This is a genomic window from Streptomyces virginiae (assembly GCF_041432505.1).
GTDB lineage: Bacteria > Actinomycetota > Actinomycetes > Streptomycetales > Streptomycetaceae > Streptomyces > Streptomyces virginiae_A.
Map to the genome: position 1 here is coordinate 4,913,090 of NZ_CP107871.1, position 23,894 is coordinate 4,936,983.

Sequence of the window (23,894 nt, forward strand, 5' to 3'; positions counted from 1 at the left end):
GACCGTCTCCGGTCGCGATCAGCACGCGGGGTGACGTCGTGAACGCCATCGACAAGGCAGTCGGAGCAGAGGCCCACTGGTTGATGGGTCGCGTGATGCCCCGCAAGTTCCTGGGCGAGGTCCGCAAGCACCTCCACCATGTGGCGCCCGATCGCGAGGACGATCTGATCGACGCGATCCGCGCACGGGCGAAGGAGATCGCCGACGCGGACGAGGACATGGCCACCGACGGACCGTCGAAGGGCGCGCTGCTGATCGGTGCGGTGGTGCTCGCCGCCTACGAGGCGCTGCTCCCCCTCTTCGACGGGGACCGCGGGCGTACGATCCGCTACCTCCAGCACGCGATGAGCCCGGTGCTGAGGCGCCCCTACGACATGGCCTTCTCGACCCTCAACGAGAGGGACCACGCGCTCGACAAGATCGAGAAGACCTGCCGCGTGATGGTGAAGCTCTACCCCGCCCACTTCGAGTTCGATTTCCGACGGCCGGAGCCGGGGCTCTTCGAGATGAATGTCAGGCGCTGCTTCTGGCGCGACTTCTTCGCCCGCCACGACGCCACGCCCGTCACGACGGTGATGTGCGCGTTCGACGTGAACTTCATGAAGGCGATCGACCCCGCGGTCAGCGGACTGCGCGCCGAGCGCACCTCCCTGCTGTCGCTCGGCGACAGCAAATGCCGCTTCGCCGTCCTGGAGACCGACGACCCCCTGAACGGATACAGCGACGCGCTGGAGACGCGGTTCGACGACGGCGGGGAGCGGGACGGCTGACAGCCCCCCGCGCCGCCCGGCCTAGCCGGCTCCGCCGCCCGCGCGGACCAGGCCCGTCTCGTACGCCAGGACCACGACCTGGACCCGGTCGCGCAGCCCCAGCTTGGTCAGGATCCGGCCCACATGGGTCTTCACCGTCGCCTCCGACAGGACCAGCCGGGCCGCGATCTCACCGTTCGACAGACCCTGCGCCACCAGCAGCATGACCTCGCGCTCGCGCTCCGTCAGCCGCTCGATCTCCTTGTTCTGCGGCTCCTGCGTGGTCGTCGGCAGCATCGGCGCGAACCGGTCCAGCAGACGCCGCGTCGTGGACGGGGCCACCACCGCGTCCCCGCTGTGCACCGAGCGGATGGCCGCGAGCAGCTCGCCCGGCGGGACGTCCTTCAGCATGAACCCGCTCGCGCCCGCCTTCAGGCCCGAGAAGGCGTACTCGTCCAGGTCGAAGGTGGTCAGGATGATCACCTTCGGGTGTTCCTCCGGCTCGCAGATCCGCCGCGTCGCCTCCACCCCGTCCAGCTTGGGCATGCGGACGTCCATCAGCACCACGTCCACCTTCGTGGCCCGCAGCACCTCCAACGCCTCCAGGCCGTCGCCCGCCTCGGCGACGACCTCCATGTCGGGCTGGGCGGCGAGCACCATACGGAAACCGGTGCGCAGCAGCACCTGGTCGTCGACCAGCATCACGCGGATGGACATCAGTTACCTCGTCCTCGTCATCTCTTCTTCAGGGGAAGCAGTGCGCTGATCCGGAATCCGCCACCGGGCCGAGGCCCCGCGTCCAGGGTTCCGCCGACCATACCGATCCGTTCGCGCATGCCGATCAGCCCGTGCCCGGCGCCGTCCGCGCCGCCGTCCTCGTACAACTCGTGGGCCGCGCCACGGCCGTCGTCCTCGACCAGCAGGCCGAGCCCGTCGTCGAAGTAGACCAGCCGGACGCTGGCCTTGGCGTCGGGGCCGCCGTGCTTGCGGGTGTTGGTCAGCGCCTCCTGCACGATCCGGTACGCCGTCAGCTCGACCCCGGTGGGCAGCGGGCGCGGCGCGCCCTCCACCTCGAAGTCCACCACGAGCCCGGCCGCCCGTACCTGCTCGACCAGGACCTCGATCTGCTCGACGTCGGGCTGCGGCACGTAGTCCTCGGACTCCTGGGGTTCGCCGGTGCGCAGGACGCCCAGCAGTCGCCGCATCTCGGCCAGCGCCTGGCGCCCGGTGCCGGAGATGGTCTGGAGGGCTTCCTTGGCCTGTTCGGGAGCCGCGTCCATGACGTACGCGGCGCCGTCCGCCTGGACCACCATCACCGAGACGTTGTGCGCGACGACGTCGTGCAGCTCGCGGGCGATCCGGGCGCGCTCGGCGGCCACGGCCACCTTGGCCTGGGCCTCGCGCTGGTTCTCCAGGCGCTGGTTCCGCTCGACGAGCTGGGCGTAGTAGGCCCGGCGGGTGCGCAGGGAGTCGCCGAGCACCCAGGCGAGGGCGAACGGGACGATCGCGAAGAGGACGGAGAGGGCGTTGTCGCGGAGGTTGCCCTGGTCGACCGCGAAGCGCACGGCGTACACGGGGGAGGCGATGAATCCGATGGCGAACGCGGTACGGGACATCCGGCGCGAGATCTCGGAGGAGGCGGCGACCGTGTACAGGATGATCAGCATCGCGACGTCGGCGGGGTTCGCGTCGGTGTGGGTGATCAGCTGGTAGACGCCGGTGGCGGCGGCCAGCCAGAACATCGCCCGGGTCCACTTGCGGCGCAGGGCCACCACGATGCTCATCGCCACCACTACGGGGACGGCGAGCATCCGGGCGGTGGTGCTGCTGGAACTGTCGTCGGCGACCTGCAGCATCCCGATCCCGAAGAGGAGGACAGCCCAGAAGCTGTCGACGCCCGTCGGGTGTCTGCGGAGGAAGTCGTAGAGGCGCTGCACGTAACCCAGAGTAGGGAACGCAGATAGGTGCTGGAGTCAACCAGAGGTGCGAACCTGACGCCCGGCGCGTACTCCCCTAGGTGGACGGATGCATAACCTTTGTCCGGTGAGCTCTCAGGGTGAAGGCGTGACCGCGGTCCGGTGGCGCGATGCGATGGAGGCCGCGCTGTACGGGCCCGACGGCTTCTACGTGCGCCCCGGCGGGCCGGGACCCGCCGGACACTTCCGTACCTCCGTGCACGCCTCCGCGCTGTACGCCGCGGCCGTGGCCCGGCTGCTGGAGTGGCTGGACGCCGAGCTCGGGCACCCGGCGGAGCTGGACCTGGTCGACGTCGGAGCCGGGCGGGGGGAGCTGCTGTCCGGGGTGCTCGCCGCCCTGGAGCCGGGGACGGCCGCGCGGGTGCGTCCGTACGCCGTGGAACGGGCGGAGCGGCCGGCCGGGCTCGACCCGCGGATCCGCTGGGTCGCGGCCCCGCCCGAAGGGACGACGGGGCTGCTGTTCGCCAACGAATGGCTGGACAACGTGCCGTTGGAGATCGCCGAGGACGGGCACTACGTGCTGGTCGCCCCGGACGGTACGGAGCGCGTGGGCGACCCGCTGGACGGCGCGGACCGGGCCTGGCTGGAGCGGTGGTGGCCCGGCGGCGGCCGCGCCGAGATCGGCCGGGCCCGCGACGAGGCCTGGGCGGCCGCCACCGGCACCCTGGAACGCGGCCTGGCGGTGGCGGTGGACTACGCCCACACCCGGGGCGCGCGGCCCCCGTACGGCACCCTGACGGGATTCCGCGGCGGCCGGGAGGTCCCGCCGGTCCCGGACGGCTCCTGCGACGTCACCGCCCACGTGGCCCTGGACTCCTGCGCGGGACCGGGGTCGCTCCTGCTGACCCAGCGCGAGGCCCTGGCGGCGCTCGGCGTCTCGGGCGCCCGGCCCCCGCTGGCCCTGGCGTCGACGGACCCGGTGGCCTACGTACGGGCCCTGTCCGCGGCCGGCGAGGCGGCGGAGCTCACGGACCGCGCCGGGCTGGGAGCCTTCGGCTGGCTGGTCCAGCCGGTCGGAGTCCCGGCCCCGGCCTGGCCGGGCGGTTCGTCGGCGCACCGACCGGCGCACTGACCCGCCGAACAGCGCGAAGGGCCGGGATCCCGTGGCGGGATCCCGGCCCTGTTGCTCAGTTGCTCAGCTGCTCACCGGCTACCGGGTGACCTCGTCGTGGCCCTGGTGGAGGCCGCCGCCGCTGCCCGAGCCGCCCGTGGGCTGCGAGACGACCGGCTTCGACAGCGGGGCCAGGTCGTGCGCGTAGTGGCCGACCGCGTCCGCGATGACGTCGACGTTGATGTCGAGCGCCTTCTGGTCGATGTTGGTGATGTCGTCACCCTTGCCGTGGTAGTTCACGTCGTAGGCGACGCCCGCCTGGCCACCGAACTTCGCGGCCTGCTCCGGGGTCTTGATGCCCTCGGCGCCGGTGAAGGTGCCGCCGGAGGGGATGCCGACCTCGATGAAGGGGCCGTAGTCCGAGCGGCCCGAGAAGTCGGTGCCCTCGTGCGGGATCTTCTTGGAGTCGAGGAAGTCGTTGATCCCCTTCTCCAGCTGGGCGGAGCCCGCCGGGCCGGGGCCCGCGCCGGTCGCGTCCGAGTCGTCGCCGTCGTAGACGAAGTAGGCGGCGTTCGGCGAGGCGATCATGTCGAAGTTCAGATAGAGCTTGATCTGCTTCTTCTGCGCGTCCGTCAGTCCGGCGACGTACGCCTCGGAGCCGAGCAGACCGAACTCCTCCGCCGACCACCACGCGAACTTGACCTTGTTCTTGACCTTCTTCTGCTCGCTCGCGAGCCGCTGGGCGACCTGGAGGATGCCCGCCGAGCCGGAGCCGTTGTCGTTGATGCCCGGGCCGGCCGCGACCGAGTCGAGGTGTGAGCCGAGGAAGACGGTGTTGTTCTCGTCGCCGCCCTTGGTCTCGGCGATGACGTTGAAGGTCTTGCGGTTCTCGCGCAGCTCACGGATGTCGAGGGTGAGCTCGACGGGGCCGGCGGCGGCCTCGGCGGTCAGCTTCTCACCGTCCTCCTGGGTGATGCCACCCGTCGGGATCTTGCCGAGGGTCGGGTCGCCGAGGGTGCCGTTCAGGGCGCCCGCGGTGTTGTTGAAGATGACCGCGCCGAGCGCGCCTGCGTTCGCCGCGTTCTGCTGCTTCACCGCGAAGGTGCAGCCGCCGCGCTTGATCAGGGCGATCTTCCCGGTGAAGGTGCCGGAGGCGAAGTCGCCCGGCTCGCAGCCGTTCGTCCCGTCCGCGTCGACCGGGGCCACGGCGACCTGGGCCGTCACACCGCCCTCCGGGGAGTTCGCCGTGTAGGTCATCAGGTGGATCGGGACGTCGCGCTCGTTCGCGCCGCCCACGGTCAGCTTCTCCTCGATCGTCTCGACGTAGACGAAGTCGAACTCGTTGCGGGTGACCGTGTACCCGGCCGCCTTCATCACCGCCTCGATGTACTTGGCCGACTGTTCGTGGCCCTTGGATCCGGCCGCGCGGTTGCCGTTGTTGTAGTCGGCGAGCGACTGGAGCACCTTGAGGTGGTTGTAGGCGCCCTTGCCGGTCGCGTCCTTGACCAGCTTCCTGGCGAGCGCGTCACCGCGGGCGGCGTCGCTCTGCGGGCTGCCGGTGGCTCCGGCCGGTCCGGCCAGCAGCAGCGGCGAGACGAGGGCTGCGGCTGCCAGGGCGGCGGTTGCTGCGGCTATACGGCGTGAGGGCATGAAGGTCCTTCCACGGCAAAGGCGAGCAGGGCAGGGCGGAGCAGGGCACAGCAAGGTGGAGCGTGGCGGTGCGCGTGAGCAGATGTGGTGCGCGTTACGTGGGGGATCGGTGGACGCACGTTAGACAGCAAGTGGCCACCATGGCCAGAGTTTTCGCTGATTCCGGTTTATGAATTCCGTATATCGGTGAATCTGGGCCGCCCAAATCAAGCCAACGGCGCGGTGGTTCGACCTAGCGAAGGATGCCCTCGATGAAGTCCGATCCGATGCGCGCGACCGCCGGTAGATCCAACTGGTGCTGGGCGTACCGTCCCTGACGCCGCGTGTGCATCAGGCCGGCCTTCTTCAGGACGGCCAGGTGCCGCGACACCTCCGGCGCGGTGATCCCGTACACGGTCGCCAGCTCGCTCGTCGTGAACGGGGCCCGCGCCAGACTCCGGCACAGCATCATCCGCATCGGATGCGCCAGCGCCTCCATCCGCCGCTGGAGCAGCTCCACCGAGCCGGGCTCGGAGGTCAGTTCGGGGGAGCCGAGCGGATAGTGGACCACCGGCCGCCAGCCCGGCGCGTGCAGCACCAGCAGATGCGGCCAGCCGAAGTTGGTCGGTACGAAGACCAGGCCGGCGCCTATTCGCGGATCGGTCGCGGTCGTCGATCCGTTGACCATCTTGTCGGCGGTGATGGTGGTGCCGGCCGCGTCGACGCTCAGCGCCGCCGAGACCTCCTTGAGCACGGTCGGCAGCCCCTTGCGGCGCAGCACCTCCGTCTTGTGCCGGGCGTCGGCGCTCTGCCCCGGTTCGACGCGCTTCCACGTCTCGGCGAAGAACGCCTCGTCGCAGTCCTCCAGGAGGCGCCGCATCCACACCCGGACGGAGGCCGTGTCGTCGAGCAGCCGGACGGAGAAGTCCAGCTGGCGCGGGCCGCGGGCGGCGGCCGTCTCCAGCGCCTTGGCCCGCGCCGCCGGGTTCGCCAGCGGCGAGGAGGACGGTCCGCCCTCGTTGTAGAGCGCCAGCCAGCACTGCTCCAGGGCGGCCCGCACGAACCGCTCGTCGTCCAGCCGGTCCAGCACGTCCAGCGCCTCGGCCAGCGTCGCGGCGGGCTGCCCGGTCCCGCCGGGCAGCCCGGCGAACGGCATGAAGATGTCGGAGAAGGAGCTGCGCCACATGAAGTCGGCCTCCAGCAGCCGGTCCGCGAGACACGGATCGAGCGAGGCGGCGGTGGCGGTGGTCCAGGAGTTCAGCCCGGGGTGGTGCGCGGGCTGGGAGAGCGCGTGCAGGGCCATGCAGAGCTCGGCGAGCGGGGAGGGCGCGAACGTGATCCGCTCGGTGGGCAGGCCTGCGATGTCGATGGTGACGCTCATCGGGCCATTCTGTCGTTCCGCGCACCACGGGGACGCCGAGGTGGGTCTCGCGACCCCGCCGTACGGGTGGCCGCGGGCGGCCCGGCGCGGCCGCCGGACGAGTGATCATCCGCGGTGCCGGGGGCCTTGTCGGGCCGTCGATTGACGGGGAACGTCAACTGTCGTGCGGGATGCCGCCGACGGGGTGAGGCTTGAGTCATGACCGCCATCGAGCAGTACATGATCGACACCTACCGGGCCTCCCAGCAGGGCGCCCCGATGCCCCCGCCGCCCGGCCGCGACGACGTCGCCGTGGTCCGCTCGCTCCGCACGTACGCGCAGGCCAGAGCCGTCATGGACGGCAGACCGGCCCGCCACCCCTGGCGTGCCGCCCTGCGCCGGATACTGGTCCGCCCGCGGGCGTGCTGATCCGGCGAGGGCCCCGGGCCGAAGCGGCCCGGGACCCCGACGCCCCCGCTACTCGAAACTGGGCGCGTTGCGCTGGTACACCAGCCGCAGCCCGATGAGCGTCAGCCACGGCTCGTGGTCGTCGATCACCGAGGACTCGCCCAGCACCATCGGAGCCAGCCCGCCCGTCGCGATGACCCGCACGTCGTCCGGGTTCCCGTGCGGCCCGGCCAGCTCCTTCGCCATCCGCGTCACGACCCCGTCGACCTGCCCGGCGAAGCCGTAGACCACGCCCGACTGCATCGCCTCGACCGTGGACTTCCCGATCACGTTGCGCGGCCGCGCCAGCTCGATCTTCCGCAGCTGGGCACCCCGTACGCCGAGCGCGTCCATCGAGATCTCGATGCCCGGGGAGATCACCCCGCCCACGTACTCGCCCTTCGCGGACACCGCGTCGAAGGTGGTCGCCGTACCGAGGTCGACCACGATCGCCGGGCCCCCGTAGAGCTCGACCACCGCGACCGCGTTCACGATGCGGTCCGCGCCGACCTCCTTCGGGTTGTCCATGAGGATCGGCACGCCCGTCTTGGTGCCCGGCTCCACGATCACCGCGGGCACGTCGCCGTAGTAGCGGCGGGTCACCTCGCGGAGCTCGTGCAGGACCGACGGCACCGCCGAGCAGATCGCGATGCCGTGGATCCCGTCGCCGAGCTCGCTGCCGAGCATCGGGTGCATGCCCATCAGCCCCTGCATGAGCACGGCCATCTCGTCGGCCGTGCGCTGCGGGTCGGTCGAGATGCGCCAGTGCTCGACGATCTCGTCACCGTCGAACAGGCCCAGGACCGTGTGGGTGTTGCCCACGTCGATGGTGAGGAGCACGGGTTACACCGCCTCGCGCAGATCGAGTCCGATGTCCAGGATCGGCGAGGAGTGGGTCAGCGCGCCGACCGCCAGGTAGTCCACGCCCGTCTCCGCGTACGCCCGGGCGGTGTCCAGGGTGAGCCGGCCCGAGGACTCCAGCACCGCACGGCCGGCCACCAGGGCCACGGCCTGCGTGGTCTGCTCGACCGTGAAGTTGTCCAGCAGGATCAGGTCGGCGCCGGCCTCCAGGACCTCGCCGATCTGCTCCAGCGTGTCGACCTCGACCTCGATGGGGACCTCCGGGAAGGCCTCGCGCACGGCCTTGAAGGCCTGCGCGACACCGCCCGCCGCCACCACGTGGTTGTCCTTGACCAGCGCCGCGTCCGAGAGCGACATCCGGTGGTTGACGCCGCCGCCGCAGCGCACCGCGTACTTCTCCAGCGAACGCAGCCCCGGCGTCGTCTTGCGGGTGTCGCGGACCTTGGCCGAGGTGCCCTCCAGCACGTCGGCCCAGCGACGGGTGGCCGTCGCGATCCCCGACAGCCGGCACATGATGTTCAGCGCGCTGCGCTCCGCCGTGAGCAGGTCACGGGTGCGCGAGCGCACGGACAGCAGCAGCTGACCGGCCGTGACGGTGTCGCCGTCCTCCGCGTGCCGCTCCACCTCGAAGGCCTCCGTGCACACCACGGAGAACACGGCCTCGGCGATCCGCAGACCGGCCACGACACCGTCCTCGCGCGCGACGAAGTCGGCGACGGCCTCGGCCTCCTCCGGCACGGTCGCGACGGTCGTCACGTCCACACCGCCGTCCAGGTCCTCCGACAGCGCCATGTGCGCGATGTCCTCGACCTCGATCGGGTCCAGGCCGGCGTCGGCCAGCAGCTGCGCCAGCGCCGGGTCCAGGCCGCTCTCCTCGCCGTCGCCGCAGGCGCAGTCGTCGCCGCAGCCGCCGTCGTTCTGGTCGATCAGGGGAAGTTCGGGGGTGCTCACGGTCACTGCTCCAGGCTCGGGTTGCTCAGGGGGTGCACGGACGGGAAGTCCGCGGAGTCGGTGGGTACGACGACCAGGGCGCGCTTCTCGGTCGCCGAGAGCCGGACGACGAGATGGCGGCGCCAGTGGGCATCGTCCCGCTCGGGGTGGTCCTCACGCCAGTGGCAGCCACGGGTCTCCACCCGCCGCTGCGCCGCGGCGACCAGGACCCGCGCCACGCACAGCAGGTTCGTGGCCTCCCAGGTGTCCACGCCCGGCTCGGCGGTCTTGCCGTGCGCCTCGAGGTCGTTCAGGGCGGTGGCGTACAGCGCTTCCAGGGCCTCGGCCGCGGCGGCGAGCGAATCGGCGGAGCGGAGCACGCCCGCGCCCTCCGTCATGATCCGCTGGACCTCGTACCGGGCACCGCCGGGCTGCAGCGGGCCGGTCGCCGGGACCGGTATCCCCGGGCCGCGGCCGGCGGCCCGCTCGGCGACGATGTCCTCGGCGATCCGCTCGGCGAAGACCAGCCCCTCCAGCAGGGAGTTGGACGCCAGCCGGTTCGCGCCGTGCACACCGGTGCAGGCGACCTCGCCGCAGGCGTACAGGCCGGGGACCGTGGTCCGCCCGTGCAGGTCGGTCCGGACGCCGCCGGACGCGTAGTGCGCGGCGGGCGCCACCGGGATCGGCTCGGTCACCGGGTCGATGCCGTGGGAGCGGCAGGCGGCCAGGATGGTCGGGAAGCGCTGCTCCCACATCCGCGCGCCGAAGTGCCGGGCGTCGAGGTACATGTGCTGCGCGCCCTGCTCCTGCATGCGGCGCATGATGCCCTTGGCGACGATGTCGCGGGGCGCCAGCTCGGCGAGCTCGTGCTGCCCCTGCATGAAGCGCACGCCGTCCGCGTCCACGAGGTACGCGCCCTCGCCCCGGACCGCCTCGGACACCAGCGGCTGCTGGCCCTCGGCATCCGGGCCGAGGAAGAGCACCGTCGGGTGGAACTGCACGAATTCGAGGTCGGAGACCTCGGCGCCGGCCCGCAGCGCGAGCGCCACGCCGTCACCGGTGGACACCGACGGGTTGGTGGTCGCGGAGAAGACCTGGCCCATGCCGCCGGTCGCGAGGATCACGGCGGGCGCGTGCACGGCGCCGACCCCGTCGTGCTGGCCCTCGCCCATGACGTGCAGGGTGACACCGGCCGTACGGCCCTGCGCGTCCTGCAGCAGGTCCAGGACGAGGGCGTTCTCCACGGTCTCGATGCCCGCGGCCTGCACGGCCTCGACGAGCGCCCGCGAGATCTCGGCGCCGGTGGCGTCGCCGCCCGCGTGCGCGATCCGGCGGCGGTGGTGCCCGCCCTCGCGGGTCAGTTCTATCTCGCCGGTCTCCGTGGAGGTGTCGAAGACCGCGCCGGTGGCCATCAGCCGCCGTACCGCGTCGGGACCCTCGGTGACGAGCAGCCGGACGGCCTCCTCGTCGCACAGGCCCGCACCGGCGACCAGCGTGTCGTCGAGGTGCTGCTCGGGGGTGTCGCCCTCGCCGAGGGCCGCGGCGATACCGCCCTGGGCCCAGCGGGTGGAGCCGTCGTCGAGCCGGGCCTTGGTGACCACGACGGTACGGCGGCCCCCGGCGGCGCAGCGCAGCGCGGCGGTCAGGCCCGCCACGCCGGAACCGACGACCACGACATCGGCGTCGAGGGACCAGCCGGGGGCCGGTGCGTGCAGCCGTATGCCGGTGCCTGCGCCTGCCCCGCCCGACGGGATGCCTCTGCCTGGGGTGCTCACGAGTGTGCTCCGAATTCCAATGGGATGTTGTCGATCAGCCGGGTCGCGCCCACCTTCGCGGCGACGGCCAGCACGGCCTGCCCGGTGAAGTCCTGACCGGTCTCGGTGAAGTCCAACGGGTCCACCAGCGCCAGGTAGTCCAGCACGAGCGGCGGCTCGTGGCGGCCCGCCTCGTCCAGGACGTGCAGCGCGGCGGCCCGTACGGCGTCCGGCAGCCCGGAGCCGGCCGCGGAGACGGCCGCCGAGACCGCGTGCGCGTCGGCGGAGGCGCGGATCTCGCCGAGGCGGGCCAGAGCGGTGGCCCGCTCGTCGCTGGCCGGTGAGGCCTCGGCGCGGGCGCGCAGCGCGGCCTGCGCGGCGAGCCGGTCGCGGCCGGCGAACAGGGCGCGCGACAGGGCCAGGGCGGTGCCCCGCTCGGCGGCCGAGAGGTAGCGGTTGCGGGACGACAGCGCGAGCCCGTCCTCCTCGCGGACGGTCGGTACGCCGACCACCTCGACGGGGAAGTTCAGGTCGGTCACCATCCGCCGGATCAGCGCCAGTTGCTGCGCGTCCTTCTGGCCGAAGAGCGCCAGGTCGGGGCGGGTGAGGTGGAGCAGCTTGGCGACGACGGTCAGCATCCCGTCGAAGTGCCCGGGGCGGGTGGCGCCTTCGAGGCGCTCGCCCATCGGGCCGGCGGTGATCCGCACCTGCGGGTCGCCGCCCGGGTAGACCTCGTCGACCGCGGGGGCGAACACCGCGTCGGCGCCCGCCTCTTCGGCGATCACCAGGTCCGCCTCAAGGGTGCGCGGGTAGCGGTCGAGGTCCTCGCCGGCCCCGAACTGCAGCGGGTTGACGAAGACGGTGACGACGACCTGTCCCTCGGGCCCGGCCAGCTCGCGGGCCGTGCGGATCAAGGTGGCGTGGCCCTCGTGGAGGGCGCCCATGGTCATCACCACGGCCCGGCGGCCGGTGCGCGACAGCTTGTGCAGTTCCTCGGCGGTGTGCAGCAGCAGGTCGGTCACCGGTCGCCTCCGTCGGACTCCGTGTCGGCGAGCACACCGAGCAGGTCCTCGGCGAGTTCGGGCTTCAGCAGACCGTGGGCGAGGGCCCGGTCCGCGGTGGTGCGGGCCATCGCCAGGTACCCGGCGACCGCGGCGGGCGCGTGCCGGCGCAGCTCCGAGACGTGCGCGGCGACCGTCCCGGCGTCCCCGCGGGCCACCGGCCCGGTCAGGGCGGCGTCACCGGAGCGCAGGGCGTTGTCGAGGGCCGCGCCGAGCAGCGGGCCCAGCATCCGGTCGGGGCGCTCCACCCCGGCCTTGGCCAGCAGCTCCATCGACTGGGCGACCAGGGTGACCAGGTGGTTCGCGCCGAGGGCCAAGGCCGCGTGGTAGAGCGGACGGTTCTCCTCCGCGATCCACTCGGGCTCCCCGCCCATCTCGATGACCAGGGCCTCCGCGGCCAGGCGCAGCTCCTCCGGGGCGGTGACGCCGAAGGAGCAGCCGGCGAGCCGCTGCACGTCGACCTCGGTACCGGTGAAGGTCATCGCCGGATGCAGGGCCAGCGGGAGGGCGCCCGCGCGGCGCGCCGGGTCGAGCACGGAGGTCCCGTACCGGCCGGAGGTGTGCACGAGGAGCTGTCCGGGCCGGACCGCGCCGGTCTCGGCGAGACCCTCCACGAGGGACGGCAGCGCGTCGTCGGGGACGGTCAGGAGCACCAGGTCGGCCAGCTCCAGCACCTGCGCGGGCGGTACGAGCGGCACATCGGGCAGCATCCGCGCGGCCCGCCGCACGGACGTGTCGGACACTCCGGAGACGGCGACGGGCCGGTGCCCGGCCTGCTGGAGCGCACACGCCAGCGCGGGACCGACGCGGCCGGCTCCGACGACGCCGACGGCGAGCCGGGCAGGGCGTGGCTGCTGTGATGGATTCACGCGGGGAGGGCCCTTCCGTTCCAGTCCGCGGGGGGTACCGGACGATACGCCGCCATGCTAGCTCCTGGGGCAGTTGGCCGGTCGGCGGCGAGTGGAGCGAGGATCTTTGCCCATGAGTGACAACAGCGAGGACACCGAACGTACGAAGCGGCTGGTCGCGGCCTGGCGCGGGGCGGAGCGGAAGCTGTCGCGCAGCCTGCTGGAGCCCACCGTGGGGGAGCTGCTCGGCTCGCTCGCCGAGGCCCCGTACGACATGGACGGGCCGGCCGACGTCTACGGCGACGGGGTCGTCACCGCGCTGGAGGGCAAGGTCGCCGAGCTGCTGGGCACCGAGGACGCGGCGTTCTTCCCCAGCGGCACGATGGCCCAGCAGATCGCGCTGCGCTGCTGGGCGGGCCGGACCGGGAACCCGGTGGTGGCCCTGCACCCGATGAGCCATCCGGAGCGCTGGGAGGGCGAAGCCCTGTCGGCCGTCTCCGGACTGCGCGTGACGCACCCGACGACGGAGGCCCGCCAGCCGACGGCGGAGGAGGTCGAGGCGCTGCGGGAGCCCTTCGGGACCCTGATGGTGGAGCTGCCGCTGCGGGAGGCGGGCTTCCTGCTGCCCACCTGGGAGGAGCTGGAGGCGCTCACCGCAGCGGCCCGGGAGCGGGACGCGGTCGTCCACTTCGACGGGGCCCGGCTGTGGGAGTCCACCACCCACTTCGGGCGCACCCTGCCGGAGATCGCGGGCCTGGCGGACTCGGTGTACGTCTCGTTCTACAAGTCGCTCGGCGGCCTGAGCGGGGCGGCGCTGGCGGGGCCCCGCTCCTTCGTGGAGGAGACCCGGGTCTGGCGCCACCGCTACGGCGGCCAGATCTTCCGGCAGTTCCCGCAGGCCCTCGCGGCGCTGGCCGGACTGGAACGGGAACTGCCCCGGCTGCCGTCGTACGTGACGCAGGCGCGGAAGGTCGCGGGGGCGCTGCGCTCGGCCTTCGCGGATTCGGGGGTTCCGTGGGCCCGGATCCACCCGGAGGAGCCGCACACCCACCAGTTCCAGGTGTGGCTCCCGTACGAGCCGGACCGGCTGACGGAGGCGGGCCTGCGCCAGGCCGAGGAGACGGGCACGGTCCTCTTCCGCCGCTGGTCCGCCGAGGGCCCGCCGGGCCTGGCGGTGACGGAACTGGAGATCACCCGGCCCGGCCTGTCCTGGACGGAGTCCGACGTCCACGAAGCGGTGTCGGCCTTCGTGGCCCGCATCTAGGGCCTGTCTTTCGGATCATGCCGGGCCCGCGACGCCTGGCACCGCGCCTCGCTGCGTTCTCGTCGGTCGTCGATGCTCCGCATGGACTCCCTCCTCGGCCTTGCGATGCACGGCACCAGACGCCGCGGGCTGATCCGCCTTGATCCGAAAGACAGGCCCTAGGGCCTGTCTTTCGCGGATCCTGCGCGATCCGGCCTCGCCCGGGGGCACCTCCCGGCGGTGGCCGGGGGAGTGGGAGCCCCGGGAAACGGCGAAAGGGCGGGGCGGGGAGAGAACCGGCTCAGCGCTACCCGCACCGCCCCCGGAAGGCAAGGGCGAAACGCCGAATTACCGAAAGCCACCGGCGCGGACCGGCCACGGCGTTACCTTCATTGACGGCAATTACCGGCCACCGCGCCCGGATGGAGACACCATGACCACTCAGCCCGTGTGGCGGAAGTCCTCGTTCTGCAGTGAGGGCGACGCCTGCGTCTACGTCGCGACCGCTCCCGGGGCCCTCGTCAAGGTCGCCGACCGCGCCGACCCCGCCCACCTCGTCCTGGCCACCACCCAGGCCGCCTGGGCCGACTTCCTGCGGGCGGTCAAAGAGACCGGCTGAGGGACCCGCCGAGCGCGCCGCACCCGCGATCAGGGGATTTTGTCCGATTAGCGCGTATCTTCGGCCCATGCCCACGCCCTACGGATCCCGCGGCGGCATGGCGTTCAGCGCCGCTGAGCTGCACCTGCTCAGGCGCCTCCTCGCCCACGCCCTTCAGTCCTCCTCGGCCCCCCTGGCGGCCGAGGAGGTCCAGGACTGCCTGCGCCTCGCGCAGTCGGTGGACGAAGCGGTCCGGGAGGCGGGCCGACTCAGAGCGTTCCTCCTCGCGGACCTCGCCCGCTACCGGGGCGCCCTGCCCGGCAGCCTCTCCGGCTACCTGGAGCTGTTGCAGGACGCCCTGGCCGCCGGGTACGAACCGGAGCCCGACGACCTCGCCGCCCTGCGCGCGCTCCGCGCCAATCCGGTCGCCGCCGCGCTGCTGGAACGGGTCCGCACGGTCGCGGAGCGGTCCGTACGCCGGCGGCTGTCGACCGCCCCCGCACCCCGGACCCGGCTGCTGGCCCTGGCCGGCGGCAAGGAGAAGGACGACCCGCCGGCCCGTCCGGCGCCGAACCCCAAGGAGCCGCCGCGCCCGGAGCGGCCGATTCCGACCCCCGGTGAGGTGTTCCCGCCGCGCCGCAAGCCCACCCCGCCCCCGGAGGCCGGGCTCGCCGCCGGGTAGCTACGCTGTGGGGCATGGACTATGTCTCCGCGCTCGTGCCCCCCTTCGTGATGGCCACGTTCTTCATCGCTCTCGTCGTGACGATCGTGAAGAGCCAGGGCGGTTCCAACAAGGCCAAGGAAGACGCGGCGGTCGACGCCGTGCTCGCCCGGGCCGAAGCCACCCAGCAGCAGAAGTAACCCCCTCGGGCGTGCGGCCTCACCGGCCGCGCGCCCGTTTTTCCTGCGCGTTGCCGAGCGAATAGTCGGGCAATTCCGCACAAGCCGCACTATCGTGCTGGTGTGCCTCGCCCCCTGGGAGAACTCGAAGACGCCGTCATGACACGGGTGTGGCAGTGGAACCGCCCGGTCACCGTGCGAGAAGTACTGGAAGACCTCCAGCAGGAACGGTCCATCGCGTACACCACGGTCATGACCGTTATGGACAATCTCCATCAGAAGGGCTGGGTCCGCCGGGAAGCCGAAGGCCGCGCCTATCGATATACGGCGGTCTCCACCCGCGCCGCCTACTCGGCCGCACTGATGAACGAAGCCTGGTCGACGAGCGACAACCCCGCGGCCGCCCTCGTGGCCTTCTTCGGCATGATGTCCGCGGAACAGCGGGAAGCCCTCCGGGACGCCGTGCGCGTGGTCCAGTACGACGACGGGTCGAGCGCGGACGCCGCCGCAGAACCCACCGCTCCGCCCGTGGCCGAAGGGGAGTCCGACGAGCGCCCGCAGGAGCCGGGGCGATAACGTCCGCAGCCATGGGAGAGTTTTCCACTGCACATGCAGAAACAGTGACGATCCGCCGTGCCCGGACGCGTGATGTTCCCGCGCTGCGCCGCCTCCTCGACCAGTACGTGCAGCAGCGGATCCTGCTCGACAAAGCTCCGGTCGTCCTTTACGAGGACATCCAGGAGTTCTGGGTCGCGGAACGCGAGTCCGACGGTCAGGTCGTCGGCTGCGGCGCTCTCCACGTGATGTGGGAAGACCTTGCCGAAGTACGCACTCTCGCCGTCGACCGGGGCTTGAAGGGCGCCGGAGTCGGGCATCAGGTGCTGGACCAGTTGTTGCGTACCGCCCGCACCCTCGGGGTGAGCCGGGTTTTCTGCCTCACCTTCGAAGTCGAGTTCTTCGCGAAGCACGGCTTCGTCGAGATCGGCGAGACCCCGGTCAAGACCGATGTCTACATGGAGCTGCTGCGTTCCTATGACGAGGGTGTCGCCGAGTTCCTCGGTCTCGAACGAGTGAAGCCGAACACCTTGGGCAACAGTCGGATGCTTCTGCACCTCTGATCGATGGCCTCAGCTTTTCCGGTGCTCCGCCTGCCTGTGGCCTATGTCCGAATCGCGTACGTTTCCCGCCCTGTTGCGGTCTCGAACCTCTCCCCGGGGGTTTGTGTTTTCCAGGCAAAAGCGGTTTCCTTTCCGCGTACTGCTTTTCGATGAAAGGAAATCCCGGTGGCACAGAAGGTTCAGGTCCTTCTTGTCGACGACCTCGACGGTGGCGAGGCGGACGAGACGGTGACGTTCGCTCTGGATGGCAAGACCTACGAGATCGACCTCACCACCGCCAACGCTGAAAAGCTCCGCGGTCTGCTCGACCCGTACACCAAGGGCGGCCGCCGCACCGGTGGCCGCGCGTCCACCGGTCGCGCCAAGGGCCGTACGGCCGTGGCGTCCGGCAACCCGGACACCGCGGAGATCCGCGCCTGGGCGAAGTCCCAGGGCCTCAGCGTCAACGACCGCGGCCGCGTTCCGCAGGACATCCGCGACGCCTACGAGAACCGGGGCTGACCCGTCAGGGACTGACCCGGCCGGCCCGCGAGGGAGGCCCGGCCACGGCGCTCCGCAAGGGCGTCCGGCGCCGGAGCCGCGCGCGGTGACATTCCGTCGCCGCCGCGGAGACCAGGCGCACGAGATCGGGACCGGCGCCCACACGCCCGGGACCGGCACCCTGTCCGGGACCGGACAGGGCAGGCAGAAGTGCCTCGCACCCCTGCTCGGGGGGCCGTAGCCACACGGCGGCCCCCCGGGGACTCCCGTCCTGTACGGCATGCCCCGGTGGCACCGGGGCGGTGATCCGGCCACCCGCACCCAGGGCGGTCAGATCAAGGGCGACCCCGCCCCATTCGAGCCAGTCCAGCAGCCCGTCCAGTTCCTCGGCGCCGCCCGCGGCCACCAGGAACCGCATCCGGCGCCCCATCAGGGCCACCGGGCCCGTCGCGACCGGCCTGCGCAACAGCGCGGCCCCCGCGTCGGACGGCAGCTCCAGCACGTCGAACCGGACCCCGGTCACGAGCTGGACCGGCGGCCCGCCCGTGACGGTCCAGCCGAGCACTCTGCCGTACCAGGAGGCGTACGCGTCCTCCTCGGGCATCGGGCGGGGCGACGGCACGAGCGGCGTGGCGAGCGGCAGGGTGACGGCCATGTCCGGAGCAACTTCCGAAACGCCTCCGGGTTACGCTCAATGTGACGGACCGCACTCACCGCCGTGCGGAACGTAAACCTCCGTGGACTCCGGAGTCCGCATTCGGGACGCAACCGTGTTCGCCCTTAGCGGAGGGAACCGGTGCCACCGGCATGGAGTGTCAGTCCTTACGGGTAAGACATTCCTAGTGGATCGGGGCGACACGCTGATTTGACGGGCCTCCGTTCGCCGTCGGCGTACACGCATGACGGGTATCTGCCTGGCCTGCGGGAACATCGTCTCGCACCATCGAGTTGGAGCAGTTGTCGGCTCTTCAAGCCGGTTTTCCCGCTGATGCAGGGGTGAGCCGTGGACGGATGTCGGCAGTTGGAATGAGCTGTCCCGCCCCGCGGGACTAGCATGCGGAAGGACAGGGCGGGGACCGACCCCGAACTGCCCGACCGCTCTGAGGAGCGATAAACGATGTTCGAGAGGTTCACCGACCGCGCGCGGCGGGTTGTCGTCCTGGCTCAGGAAGAAGCCCGGATGCTCAACCACAACTACATCGGCACCGAGCACATCCTCCTGGGCTTGATCCACGAGGGTGAGGGTGTCGCCGCTAAGGCCCTGGAGAGCCTCGGGATTTCGCTCGAGGCTGTTCGCCAGCAGGTTGAGGAGATCATCGGTCAGGGGCAGCAGGCCCCGTCCGGCCACATCCCCTTCACCCCGCGGGCGAAGAAGGTCCTGGAGCTTTCGCTCCGAGAGGCCCTCCAGCTCGGCCACAACTACATCGGCACCGAGCACATCCTGCTCGGCCTGATCCGCGAGGGCGAGGGCGTCGCCGCCCAGGTCCTCGTGAAGCTGGGCGCCGATCTCAACCGAGTCCGGCAGCAGGTCATCCAGCTGCTCTCCGGCTACACCGGTGGAGGCAAGGAGTCGGCCACGGCCGGCGGCCCGGCCGAGGGCACGCCCTCGACCTCGCTCGTCCTGGACCAGTTCGGCCGCAACCTCACCCAGGCGGCCCGCGAATCCAAGCTCGACCCGGTCATCGGGCGCGAGAAGGAGATCGAGCGGGTCATGCAGGTGCTGTCCCGCCGTACGAAGAACAACCCGGTCCTCATCGGCGAGCCCGGCGTCGGCAAGACCGCCGTCGTCGAGGGCCTGGCCCAGGCGATCGTCAAGGGCGAGGTTCCCGAGACGCTCAAGGACAAGCACCTCTACACGCTCGACCTCGGCGCCCTGGTCGCGGGTTCCCGCTACCGCGGTGACTTCGAGGAGCGCCTGAAGAAGGTGCTCAAGGAGATCCGCACCCGCGGCGACATCATCCTGTTCATCGACGAGCTCCACACCCTCGTGGGTGCGGGTGCCGCCGAGGGCGCGATCGACGCCGCCAGCATCCTCAAGCCCATGCTGGCCCGTGGTGAGCTCCAGACCATCGGTGCCACGACGCTCGACGAGTACCGCAAGCACCTCGAGAAGGACGCGGCCCTCGAGCGCCGCTTCCAGCCGATCCAGGTGGCGGAGCCTTCCCTCCCCCACACGATCGAGATCCTCAAGGGCCTGCGCGACCGCTACGAGGCCCACCACCGCGTCTCCATCACGGACGAGGCCCTCGTCCAGGCGGCGACGCTGGCGGACCGGTACATCTCGGACCGCTTCCTCCCGGACAAGGCGATCGACCTGATCGACGAGGCCGGCTCCCGGATGCGCATCCGTCGGATGACCGCGCCGCCGGACCTCCGCGAGTTCGACGAGAAGATCGCGGGCGTGCGCCGCGACAAGGAGTCGGCCATCGACTCCCAGGACTTCGAGAAGGCGGCGTCTCTCCGTGACAAGGAGAAGCAGCTGCTGGCGGCGAAGACCAAGCGCGAGAAGGAATGGAAGGCCGGCGACATGGACGTCGTCGCCGAGGTCGACGGTGAGCTCATCGCCGAAGTCCTCGCGACCGCGACCGGCATTCCCGTCTTCAAGCTCACCGAGGAGGAGTCCTCGCGACTGCTCCGCATGGAGGACGAGCTCCACCGTCGGGTCATCGGCCAGAAGGACGCCATCAAGGCGCTCTCCCAGGCGATCCGCCGTACCCGTGCCGGTCTGAAGGACCCGAAGCGCCCGGGTGGCTCGTTCATCTTCGCCGGCCCGTCCGGTGTCGGTAAGACCGAGCTCTCCAAGACGCTCGCCGAATTCCTCTTCGGCGACGAGGACGCGCTGATCTCCCTCGACATGTCGGAGTTCAGCGAGAAGCACACGGTTTCCCGTCTCTTCGGTTCGCCCCCCGGCTACGTGGGCTACGAAGAGGGCGGCCAGCTCACCGAGAAGGTGCGCCGGAAGCCGTTCTCCGTCGTCCTCTTCGACGAGGTCGAGAAGGCCCACCCGGATATCTTCAATTCCCTTCTCCAGATCCTGGAGGACGGTCGCCTGACCGACTCCCAGGGCCGGGTCGTGGACTTCAAGAACACGGTCATCATCATGACGACCAACCTGGGTACCCGGGACATCTCGAAGGGCTTCAACCTGGGCTTCGCGGCTCAGGGCGACACCAAGACCGGATACGACCGGATGAAGGCGAAGGTCAACGAAGAGCTCAAGCAGCACTTCCGGCCCGAGTTCCTCAACCGTGTCGACGACACGGTCGTCTTCCACCAGCTCACCGAGGAAGACATCATCCAGATCGTCGACCTCATGATCGCCAAGGTCGACGAGCGCCTCAAGGACCGCGACATGGGCATCGAGCTGAGCGGTGACGCCAAGCTCCTGCTCGCCAAGCGGGGCTACGACCCGATCCTGGGTGCCCGGCCGCTGCGCCGGACCATCCAGCGTGAGATCGAGGACATCCTGTCGGAGAAGATCCTCTTCGGCGAGCTGCGTCCCGGTCACATCGTGGTCGTCGGCAAGGAGGGTGAGGGCGAGGACGCCAAGTTCACCTTCCGCGGCGAGGAGAAGTCGGCTCTGCCCGACCTCCCCCCGATCGAGGCCACGGGCTCCGGCCCGGACCTGTCGAAGGGCGCGTAACGCGACCGAGCGGTAAGGGGCGGCCCCGGGACCTACAGGTCCCGGGGCCGCCCCTTTTCCGTCATCGGATCACTGCTCGTACGCCGTGTAGAAGGACTCGACCTCGGTCTCGGGAAAGCGCCGGGCCAGCCGCTCCTCCAGGCCGGGCGCCATCGGTTCGTCCTCGTACAGCCGCAGGGTCCGCAGCGACGGCAGCCGCAGGTGCTCGACCAGGCCCGCCAGGACCTCGTCCGACACGGCCAGCTCCTCCAGCCGCTCCAGCCGGGACAGCTCGGCCCAGTCCGCCGGGCCGGTGGGCCGCCAGCCGTGGCCGAGGTTCAGGATGCGCAGCCCCGTATGCCGGCCCAGGCCCTCCATCCGCACCGAGGCGGTGTTCAGGATCAGGGATTCGAGCTCGGCTCCGGGCGCGAGGTCGCGGGCCGACCAGGGGTGCGGCGAGGACAACTCCAGTGACCGCAGGCGAGGCCAGCTCGCGATGGCCTCGTGCAGTCCGGGCACGGACATGCTCAGGCGGGCGACCCGCAGCGGCAGGCCGTGGAGGGCCGTCACGTCCGTGAGCCCGTGGCACCGGTTGACCTCCAGCACTTCGAGCGCCTCCTGTCCTCGCAGGAAGCCCAGGTCGGTGAGCTCTTCGAGAGCGAGGAGGCTCAGACTCACCACCTGCACGCGGGAGCACAGCGCGGACAGGGCGTGGACGGACACCGCACCGCGCACGATGAGCCCCGGCGGCCGCGTGAACGCGTGCAGGGCGTCCGCCTGACCGTCGCGCAGGATCTGCAGGGCGTGCGGATCGTGGCGGAGGTGTTCGATCACTTCCCGGGCGTACTCCCGGGCGTCGAAGCGGCCCCACAGCGAGACCAGGGCGTGGTGGACCGCGGGCGACCGCGTGTCGCGGAAGCCCGCCAGGTAGGGGACGGCCAGGTCCGAGAGGGTCTCGCCGGCCGCGGCGACGGCCATCAGGGCCTCCTCCTCGCTCGCCTCGGCCGGGTCGGCCAGCAGTTCCAGCACGAGCGGTCCGGTCCGGCCCAGCTCCTGGGCGTGGTCGATGCTCCGGGGCGGCAGCAGGTGCCGTACCGCGGCCTCGGCCTCGGCGCGCAGCGCGGGGGTGAGTTCCGCCGCGTACTGGAGGCAGGCGTAGGCCAGGAGCACGGACCGGTCGGGGCCGCGGTCGAGCAGGCCCCGGATGATCTCGGTGCGCTCGCGCGGGCGGCCCTGGGCCACCGCCATGCGGATGACGTCCTCCCACTGGTCGTCCTCCGCGTGACCGGTCAGCTCGCCGAGGCCGCCCTCGTCCAGCGCGGCCCGTGCCCCTAGGAAGTCCTGGAAGGTGCGGTGGACGAACTCGACGGTGTCCTCCGTCGGTGCCCGCAGCAGGCCGGTGCGCTCCAGGAAGTGCGCGAACACCTCCGGAGCGTCACCGAGGACCCGGGCGGCCGGTACGGCGGGCAGCGCGTCCGCGATCAGTGATTCGGCCCGGGAGCGGTCCATCTCCGTGCGGCCGTTGCGGATCAGCCAGTACGCGAGCCGCTGGAGCAGCTGGAGCTGGGGCTCCTCGGCCAGGTCCGGCAGCCGCAGGTCCCGCTCGCGGTCGCGGCGGTGCAGCAGCATGGACAGGGCGGCCGCGTACAGCTCCTTGCGGCCCGTGGGGAGGAAGCCGCGACGTTCCCGGTGCAGGGCGCAGATCATCCCGCACAGCAGCGGATTGGTGGCCAGCCTGGCCAGGTCCGACTTCCTGGCGACGGCGTCCAGCAGCTGTTCCCGGTACTCCGGCGGGACGTGGTCCGCGGCCGAGTGCCAGCGCTCGATGAAGGCCCGTACGTTCGCCCGGGTCATCGGGGTCAGGGTCACCTCGGAGAAGTCCACGGCGGCCAGCCAGTCCGCCCGGACCGCCGAGGGCCGGGAGGTGACCAGCCAGCGGTTGCCCGGACAGGCGGCGATCAGGTCGGCGAGCCAGTCGCGGGCCCGGTCGCGTTCGGCCGCCGGGATCTCGTCGATGCCGTCGACCAGCAGCAGGGCGCGGCCGTCGCGCAGTACCCGGCCCTCCCAGCCGTCGGGGGCCTCCCCGGCGAGCGGGGAGCCGGCGAGGAAGCCGCGGGGCGCGGGCAGCCGCTCGCCGTGCCGGGTCAGGGTGCGCAGCGGCAGGACGAACGGGACGGTCCCCGCGCCGGGGTCCCGGGCGGCGGATACGGCCAGCCACTGGATGAGGGTGGTCTTGCCGGATCCGGCCTCGCCGCGCAGCAGGACGCGGGGGTGCTCGTCGAGGAGCCGGTCGGCGGGCAGGGAGTAGGGGGCGGCGGGGGGCGCCTCGGCCCGGTCTCCGGGGGCGGCGGTGACCTCCAGGCTCACGTAGGCCGCGTCCAGCGGCCAGCGGGAGGATTCCGGGGCCAGGTCGAGGCCGAAGATGGTGAGGGAGCCGTGGCGCCGGGCCAGGTAGTGCAGGTAGCGGGCCTCGAAGGCGCTGTCGCGGCCGTCCTGGCGGGGGACGCGGGTCAGCAGTTCGTCCACCTTGGCGATGGTCTCGGCGTGCAGCCGGCTCTGCTCGACCAGGGTCGACGCGACGAAGGTGGAGCGCTGGGTGAAGAAGTTCAGGATGTGCAGGCAGGCCAGGTCCACGAGGCGGGAGTGGAAGAGCTCGGCGTCGCGGGAGAGCCCGGGATGCGGGGCGGCGGCCCGCAGCTGCCGGGCGAAGGCCCGCGGTCCGAGGCGGACGGCCTCCACGTCGGAGAGGGTGAGGTCGCCCAGTGCGTACAGGGTGGCGGCGAGGGCGGCCGCCACGCCGGCCTCCTCGCCGGGCGGCAGGGGGCGTTCCCCGGGGGCCCGTAAGGCCTCCTCGACCAGGTGGTCGGCGAGCCCCCGCAGGTCCGCCGCGTCGAGGCCGCGTTTCTCGCGCCATGCCACGTAGGAGGAGATCCGGTGCGGCCGGTCCACCAGGCCCGCGCCCGCCTCCTCGTGCCGGAAGAGCTTCCTGACGAGAGGGGTCACGACCCCCGAGGCCAGCCGGATTCCCAACACCGATACGTCCACGGGCCGGAGCCTAGTGACCTGGGTCGCAAACGGTCCTGGCTTCGGTGACAAGCGGCACAAGACAAAACGGACGTACTAGGCCGTTTCGTAGATCCAAAACGCCCTGCCGAAGGACCTTCGTCCCTGGAGGGAGGCCGTCAACGGGACGCGTCACAGGGGTGCCGCTACGAGTTCCGCTAGTAATCGGGACATTTGGGGAAGTCCCGGGGCGCGGGTTACCAAAGATGAGCCAGCCCGGCACCGCTCGATCGTGCCGGGTCACTTCATGCCTCTTACAGGTGT

22 protein-coding genes are annotated in these 23,894 nt (G+C 71.5%); 11 read left to right on the forward strand and 11 right to left on the reverse strand.

The genetic code is table 11. The annotated features are described in order from the left end of the window. Window positions 1-38 precede the first annotated feature (38 nt). The gene (locus OG624_RS22915) at window positions 39-770 is read left to right on the forward strand and encodes an L-2-amino-thiazoline-4-carboxylic acid hydrolase (protein WP_326748670.1); all 732 of its coding nucleotides are present in this window, start codon (window positions 39-41) and stop codon (window positions 768-770) included. Between the two features lie 21 nt (window positions 771-791). On the opposite strand, the gene OG624_RS22920 is transcribed toward OG624_RS22915, so the two are convergent. Together OG624_RS22920 and OG624_RS22925 are read right to left on the reverse strand one after the other, a co-directional pair. After that, window positions 792-1,466: a response regulator gene (locus OG624_RS22920; RefSeq protein ID WP_033219194.1), complete on the reverse strand. Its 675-nt coding sequence runs from the start codon at window positions 1,464-1,466 to the stop codon at window positions 792-794. Window positions 1,467-1,483: 17 nt separating this feature from the next. Then, window positions 1,484-2,686: a sensor histidine kinase gene (locus tag OG624_RS22925; RefSeq protein ID WP_033219193.1), complete on the reverse strand. Its 1,203-nt coding sequence runs from the start codon at window positions 2,684-2,686 to the stop codon at window positions 1,484-1,486. Between the two features lie 154 nt (window positions 2,687-2,840). On the opposite strand from OG624_RS22925, the gene OG624_RS22930 reads away from it, so the two are divergent. Next, window positions 2,841-3,797, forward strand: a complete 957-nt coding sequence (locus OG624_RS22930) for an SAM-dependent methyltransferase (protein ID WP_371589839.1) — start codon at window positions 2,841-2,843, stop codon at window positions 3,795-3,797. A 78-nt stretch (window positions 3,798-3,875) separates the two neighbouring features. On the opposite strand, the gene OG624_RS22935 is transcribed toward OG624_RS22930, so the two are convergent. Beyond that, complete coding sequence (locus tag OG624_RS22935) at window positions 3,876-5,426, reverse strand: M28 family metallopeptidase (RefSeq protein ID WP_161288632.1); 1,551 nt, start codon at window positions 5,424-5,426, stop codon at window positions 3,876-3,878. A 232-nt stretch (window positions 5,427-5,658) separates the two neighbouring features. Then, entirely contained in the window at window positions 5,659-6,786 is a 1,128-nt protein-coding gene (locus tag OG624_RS22940; protein WP_033219185.1) for a DUF5937 family protein, read from the reverse strand. A gap of 198 nt (window positions 6,787-6,984) precedes the next feature. On the opposite strand from OG624_RS22940, the gene OG624_RS22945 reads away from it, so the two are divergent. Further along, window positions 6,985-7,194 carry a hypothetical protein gene (locus tag OG624_RS22945; RefSeq protein WP_033219184.1) on the forward strand — a complete coding sequence of 70 codons (210 nt, stop codon included), beginning with the start codon at window positions 6,985-6,987 and terminating at the stop codon, window positions 7,192-7,194. Between the two features lie 48 nt (window positions 7,195-7,242). Here OG624_RS22945 and OG624_RS22950 read toward each other — a convergent pair whose 3' ends face one another. Genes OG624_RS22950 through OG624_RS22970 form a run of 5 tightly spaced genes read right to left on the reverse strand, consistent with a single transcriptional unit; the run spans window position 7,243 to window position 12,687 of the window. Beyond that, window positions 7,243-8,052, reverse strand: a complete 810-nt coding sequence (locus OG624_RS22950; protein ID WP_030727040.1) for a type III pantothenate kinase — start codon at window positions 8,050-8,052, stop codon at window positions 7,243-7,245. Between the two features lie 3 nt (window positions 8,053-8,055). After that, window positions 8,056-9,024, reverse strand: coding sequence for a carboxylating nicotinate-nucleotide diphosphorylase (gene nadC / locus OG624_RS22955; RefSeq protein ID WP_033219182.1), 969 nt, complete (start codon window positions 9,022-9,024; stop codon window positions 8,056-8,058). 2 nt (window positions 9,025-9,026) lie between these two features. Next, window positions 9,027-10,778, reverse strand: coding sequence for an L-aspartate oxidase (locus tag OG624_RS22960; protein ID WP_244290757.1), 1,752 nt, complete (start codon window positions 10,776-10,778; stop codon window positions 9,027-9,029). After that, on the reverse strand, window positions 10,775-11,779 hold the full coding sequence (gene panC, locus OG624_RS22965; RefSeq protein WP_033219181.1) for a pantoate--beta-alanine ligase: 1,005 nt from the start codon (window positions 11,777-11,779) through the stop codon (window positions 10,775-10,777). The genes OG624_RS22960 and panC overlap by 4 nt, the downstream gene beginning before the upstream one ends. Then, complete coding sequence (locus tag OG624_RS22970; RefSeq protein WP_033219180.1) at window positions 11,776-12,687, reverse strand: Rossmann-like and DUF2520 domain-containing protein; 912 nt, start codon at window positions 12,685-12,687, stop codon at window positions 11,776-11,778. The genes panC and OG624_RS22970 overlap by 4 nt, the downstream gene beginning before the upstream one ends. A gap of 112 nt (window positions 12,688-12,799) precedes the next feature. Between OG624_RS22970 and OG624_RS22975 the strand changes: the two genes are divergently transcribed. The 7 genes from OG624_RS22975 to OG624_RS23005 all read left to right on the forward strand — a co-directional run bounded on the left by OG624_RS22975 (window position 12,800) and on the right by OG624_RS23005 (window position 16,966). Then, a complete protein-coding gene (locus OG624_RS22975) occupies window positions 12,800-13,930 on the forward strand; it encodes a threonine aldolase family protein (protein WP_033219178.1) in 1,131 nt (376 codons plus the stop codon). A 412-nt stretch (window positions 13,931-14,342) separates the two neighbouring features. Beyond that, window positions 14,343-14,528, forward strand: coding sequence for a DUF397 domain-containing protein (locus OG624_RS22980; RefSeq protein WP_030727059.1), 186 nt, complete (start codon window positions 14,343-14,345; stop codon window positions 14,526-14,528). A 67-nt stretch (window positions 14,529-14,595) separates the two neighbouring features. Then, window positions 14,596-15,189, forward strand: a complete 594-nt coding sequence (locus OG624_RS22985; RefSeq protein WP_208869336.1) for a hypothetical protein — start codon at window positions 14,596-14,598, stop codon at window positions 15,187-15,189. Window positions 15,190-15,203: 14 nt separating this feature from the next. Further along, window positions 15,204-15,368 carry a hypothetical protein gene (locus OG624_RS22990; RefSeq protein ID WP_033219175.1) on the forward strand — a complete coding sequence of 55 codons (165 nt, stop codon included), beginning with the start codon at window positions 15,204-15,206 and terminating at the stop codon, window positions 15,366-15,368. A 102-nt stretch (window positions 15,369-15,470) separates the two neighbouring features. Next, complete coding sequence (locus tag OG624_RS22995; RefSeq protein ID WP_078909218.1) at window positions 15,471-15,923, forward strand: BlaI/MecI/CopY family transcriptional regulator; 453 nt, start codon at window positions 15,471-15,473, stop codon at window positions 15,921-15,923. A gap of 11 nt (window positions 15,924-15,934) precedes the next feature. Further along, window positions 15,935-16,465 carry an amino-acid N-acetyltransferase gene (locus OG624_RS23000; RefSeq protein ID WP_033219173.1) on the forward strand — a complete coding sequence of 177 codons (531 nt, stop codon included), beginning with the start codon at window positions 15,935-15,937 and terminating at the stop codon, window positions 16,463-16,465. A 165-nt stretch (window positions 16,466-16,630) separates the two neighbouring features. Beyond that, window positions 16,631-16,966, forward strand: coding sequence for a histone-like nucleoid-structuring protein Lsr2 (locus OG624_RS23005; RefSeq protein WP_030009902.1), 336 nt, complete (start codon window positions 16,631-16,633; stop codon window positions 16,964-16,966). 4 nt (window positions 16,967-16,970) lie between these two features. On the opposite strand, the gene OG624_RS23010 is transcribed toward OG624_RS23005, so the two are convergent. Then, window positions 16,971-17,600 carry an SCO3374 family protein gene (locus tag OG624_RS23010; RefSeq protein ID WP_371639794.1) on the reverse strand — a complete coding sequence of 210 codons (630 nt, stop codon included), beginning with the start codon at window positions 17,598-17,600 and terminating at the stop codon, window positions 16,971-16,973. 462 nt (window positions 17,601-18,062) lie between these two features. Here OG624_RS23010 and OG624_RS23015 point away from each other — a divergent pair, with 462 nt between their 5' ends. Then, window positions 18,063-20,588: an ATP-dependent Clp protease ATP-binding subunit gene (locus OG624_RS23015; protein WP_033219171.1), complete on the forward strand. Its 2,526-nt coding sequence runs from the start codon at window positions 18,063-18,065 to the stop codon at window positions 20,586-20,588. 69 nt (window positions 20,589-20,657) lie between these two features. Here OG624_RS23015 and OG624_RS23020 read toward each other — a convergent pair whose 3' ends face one another. Further along, entirely contained in the window at window positions 20,658-23,612 is a 2,955-nt protein-coding gene (locus tag OG624_RS23020) for an NACHT domain-containing protein (protein WP_371588207.1), read from the reverse strand. Between the last annotated feature and the right edge of the window lie 282 nt (window positions 23,613-23,894).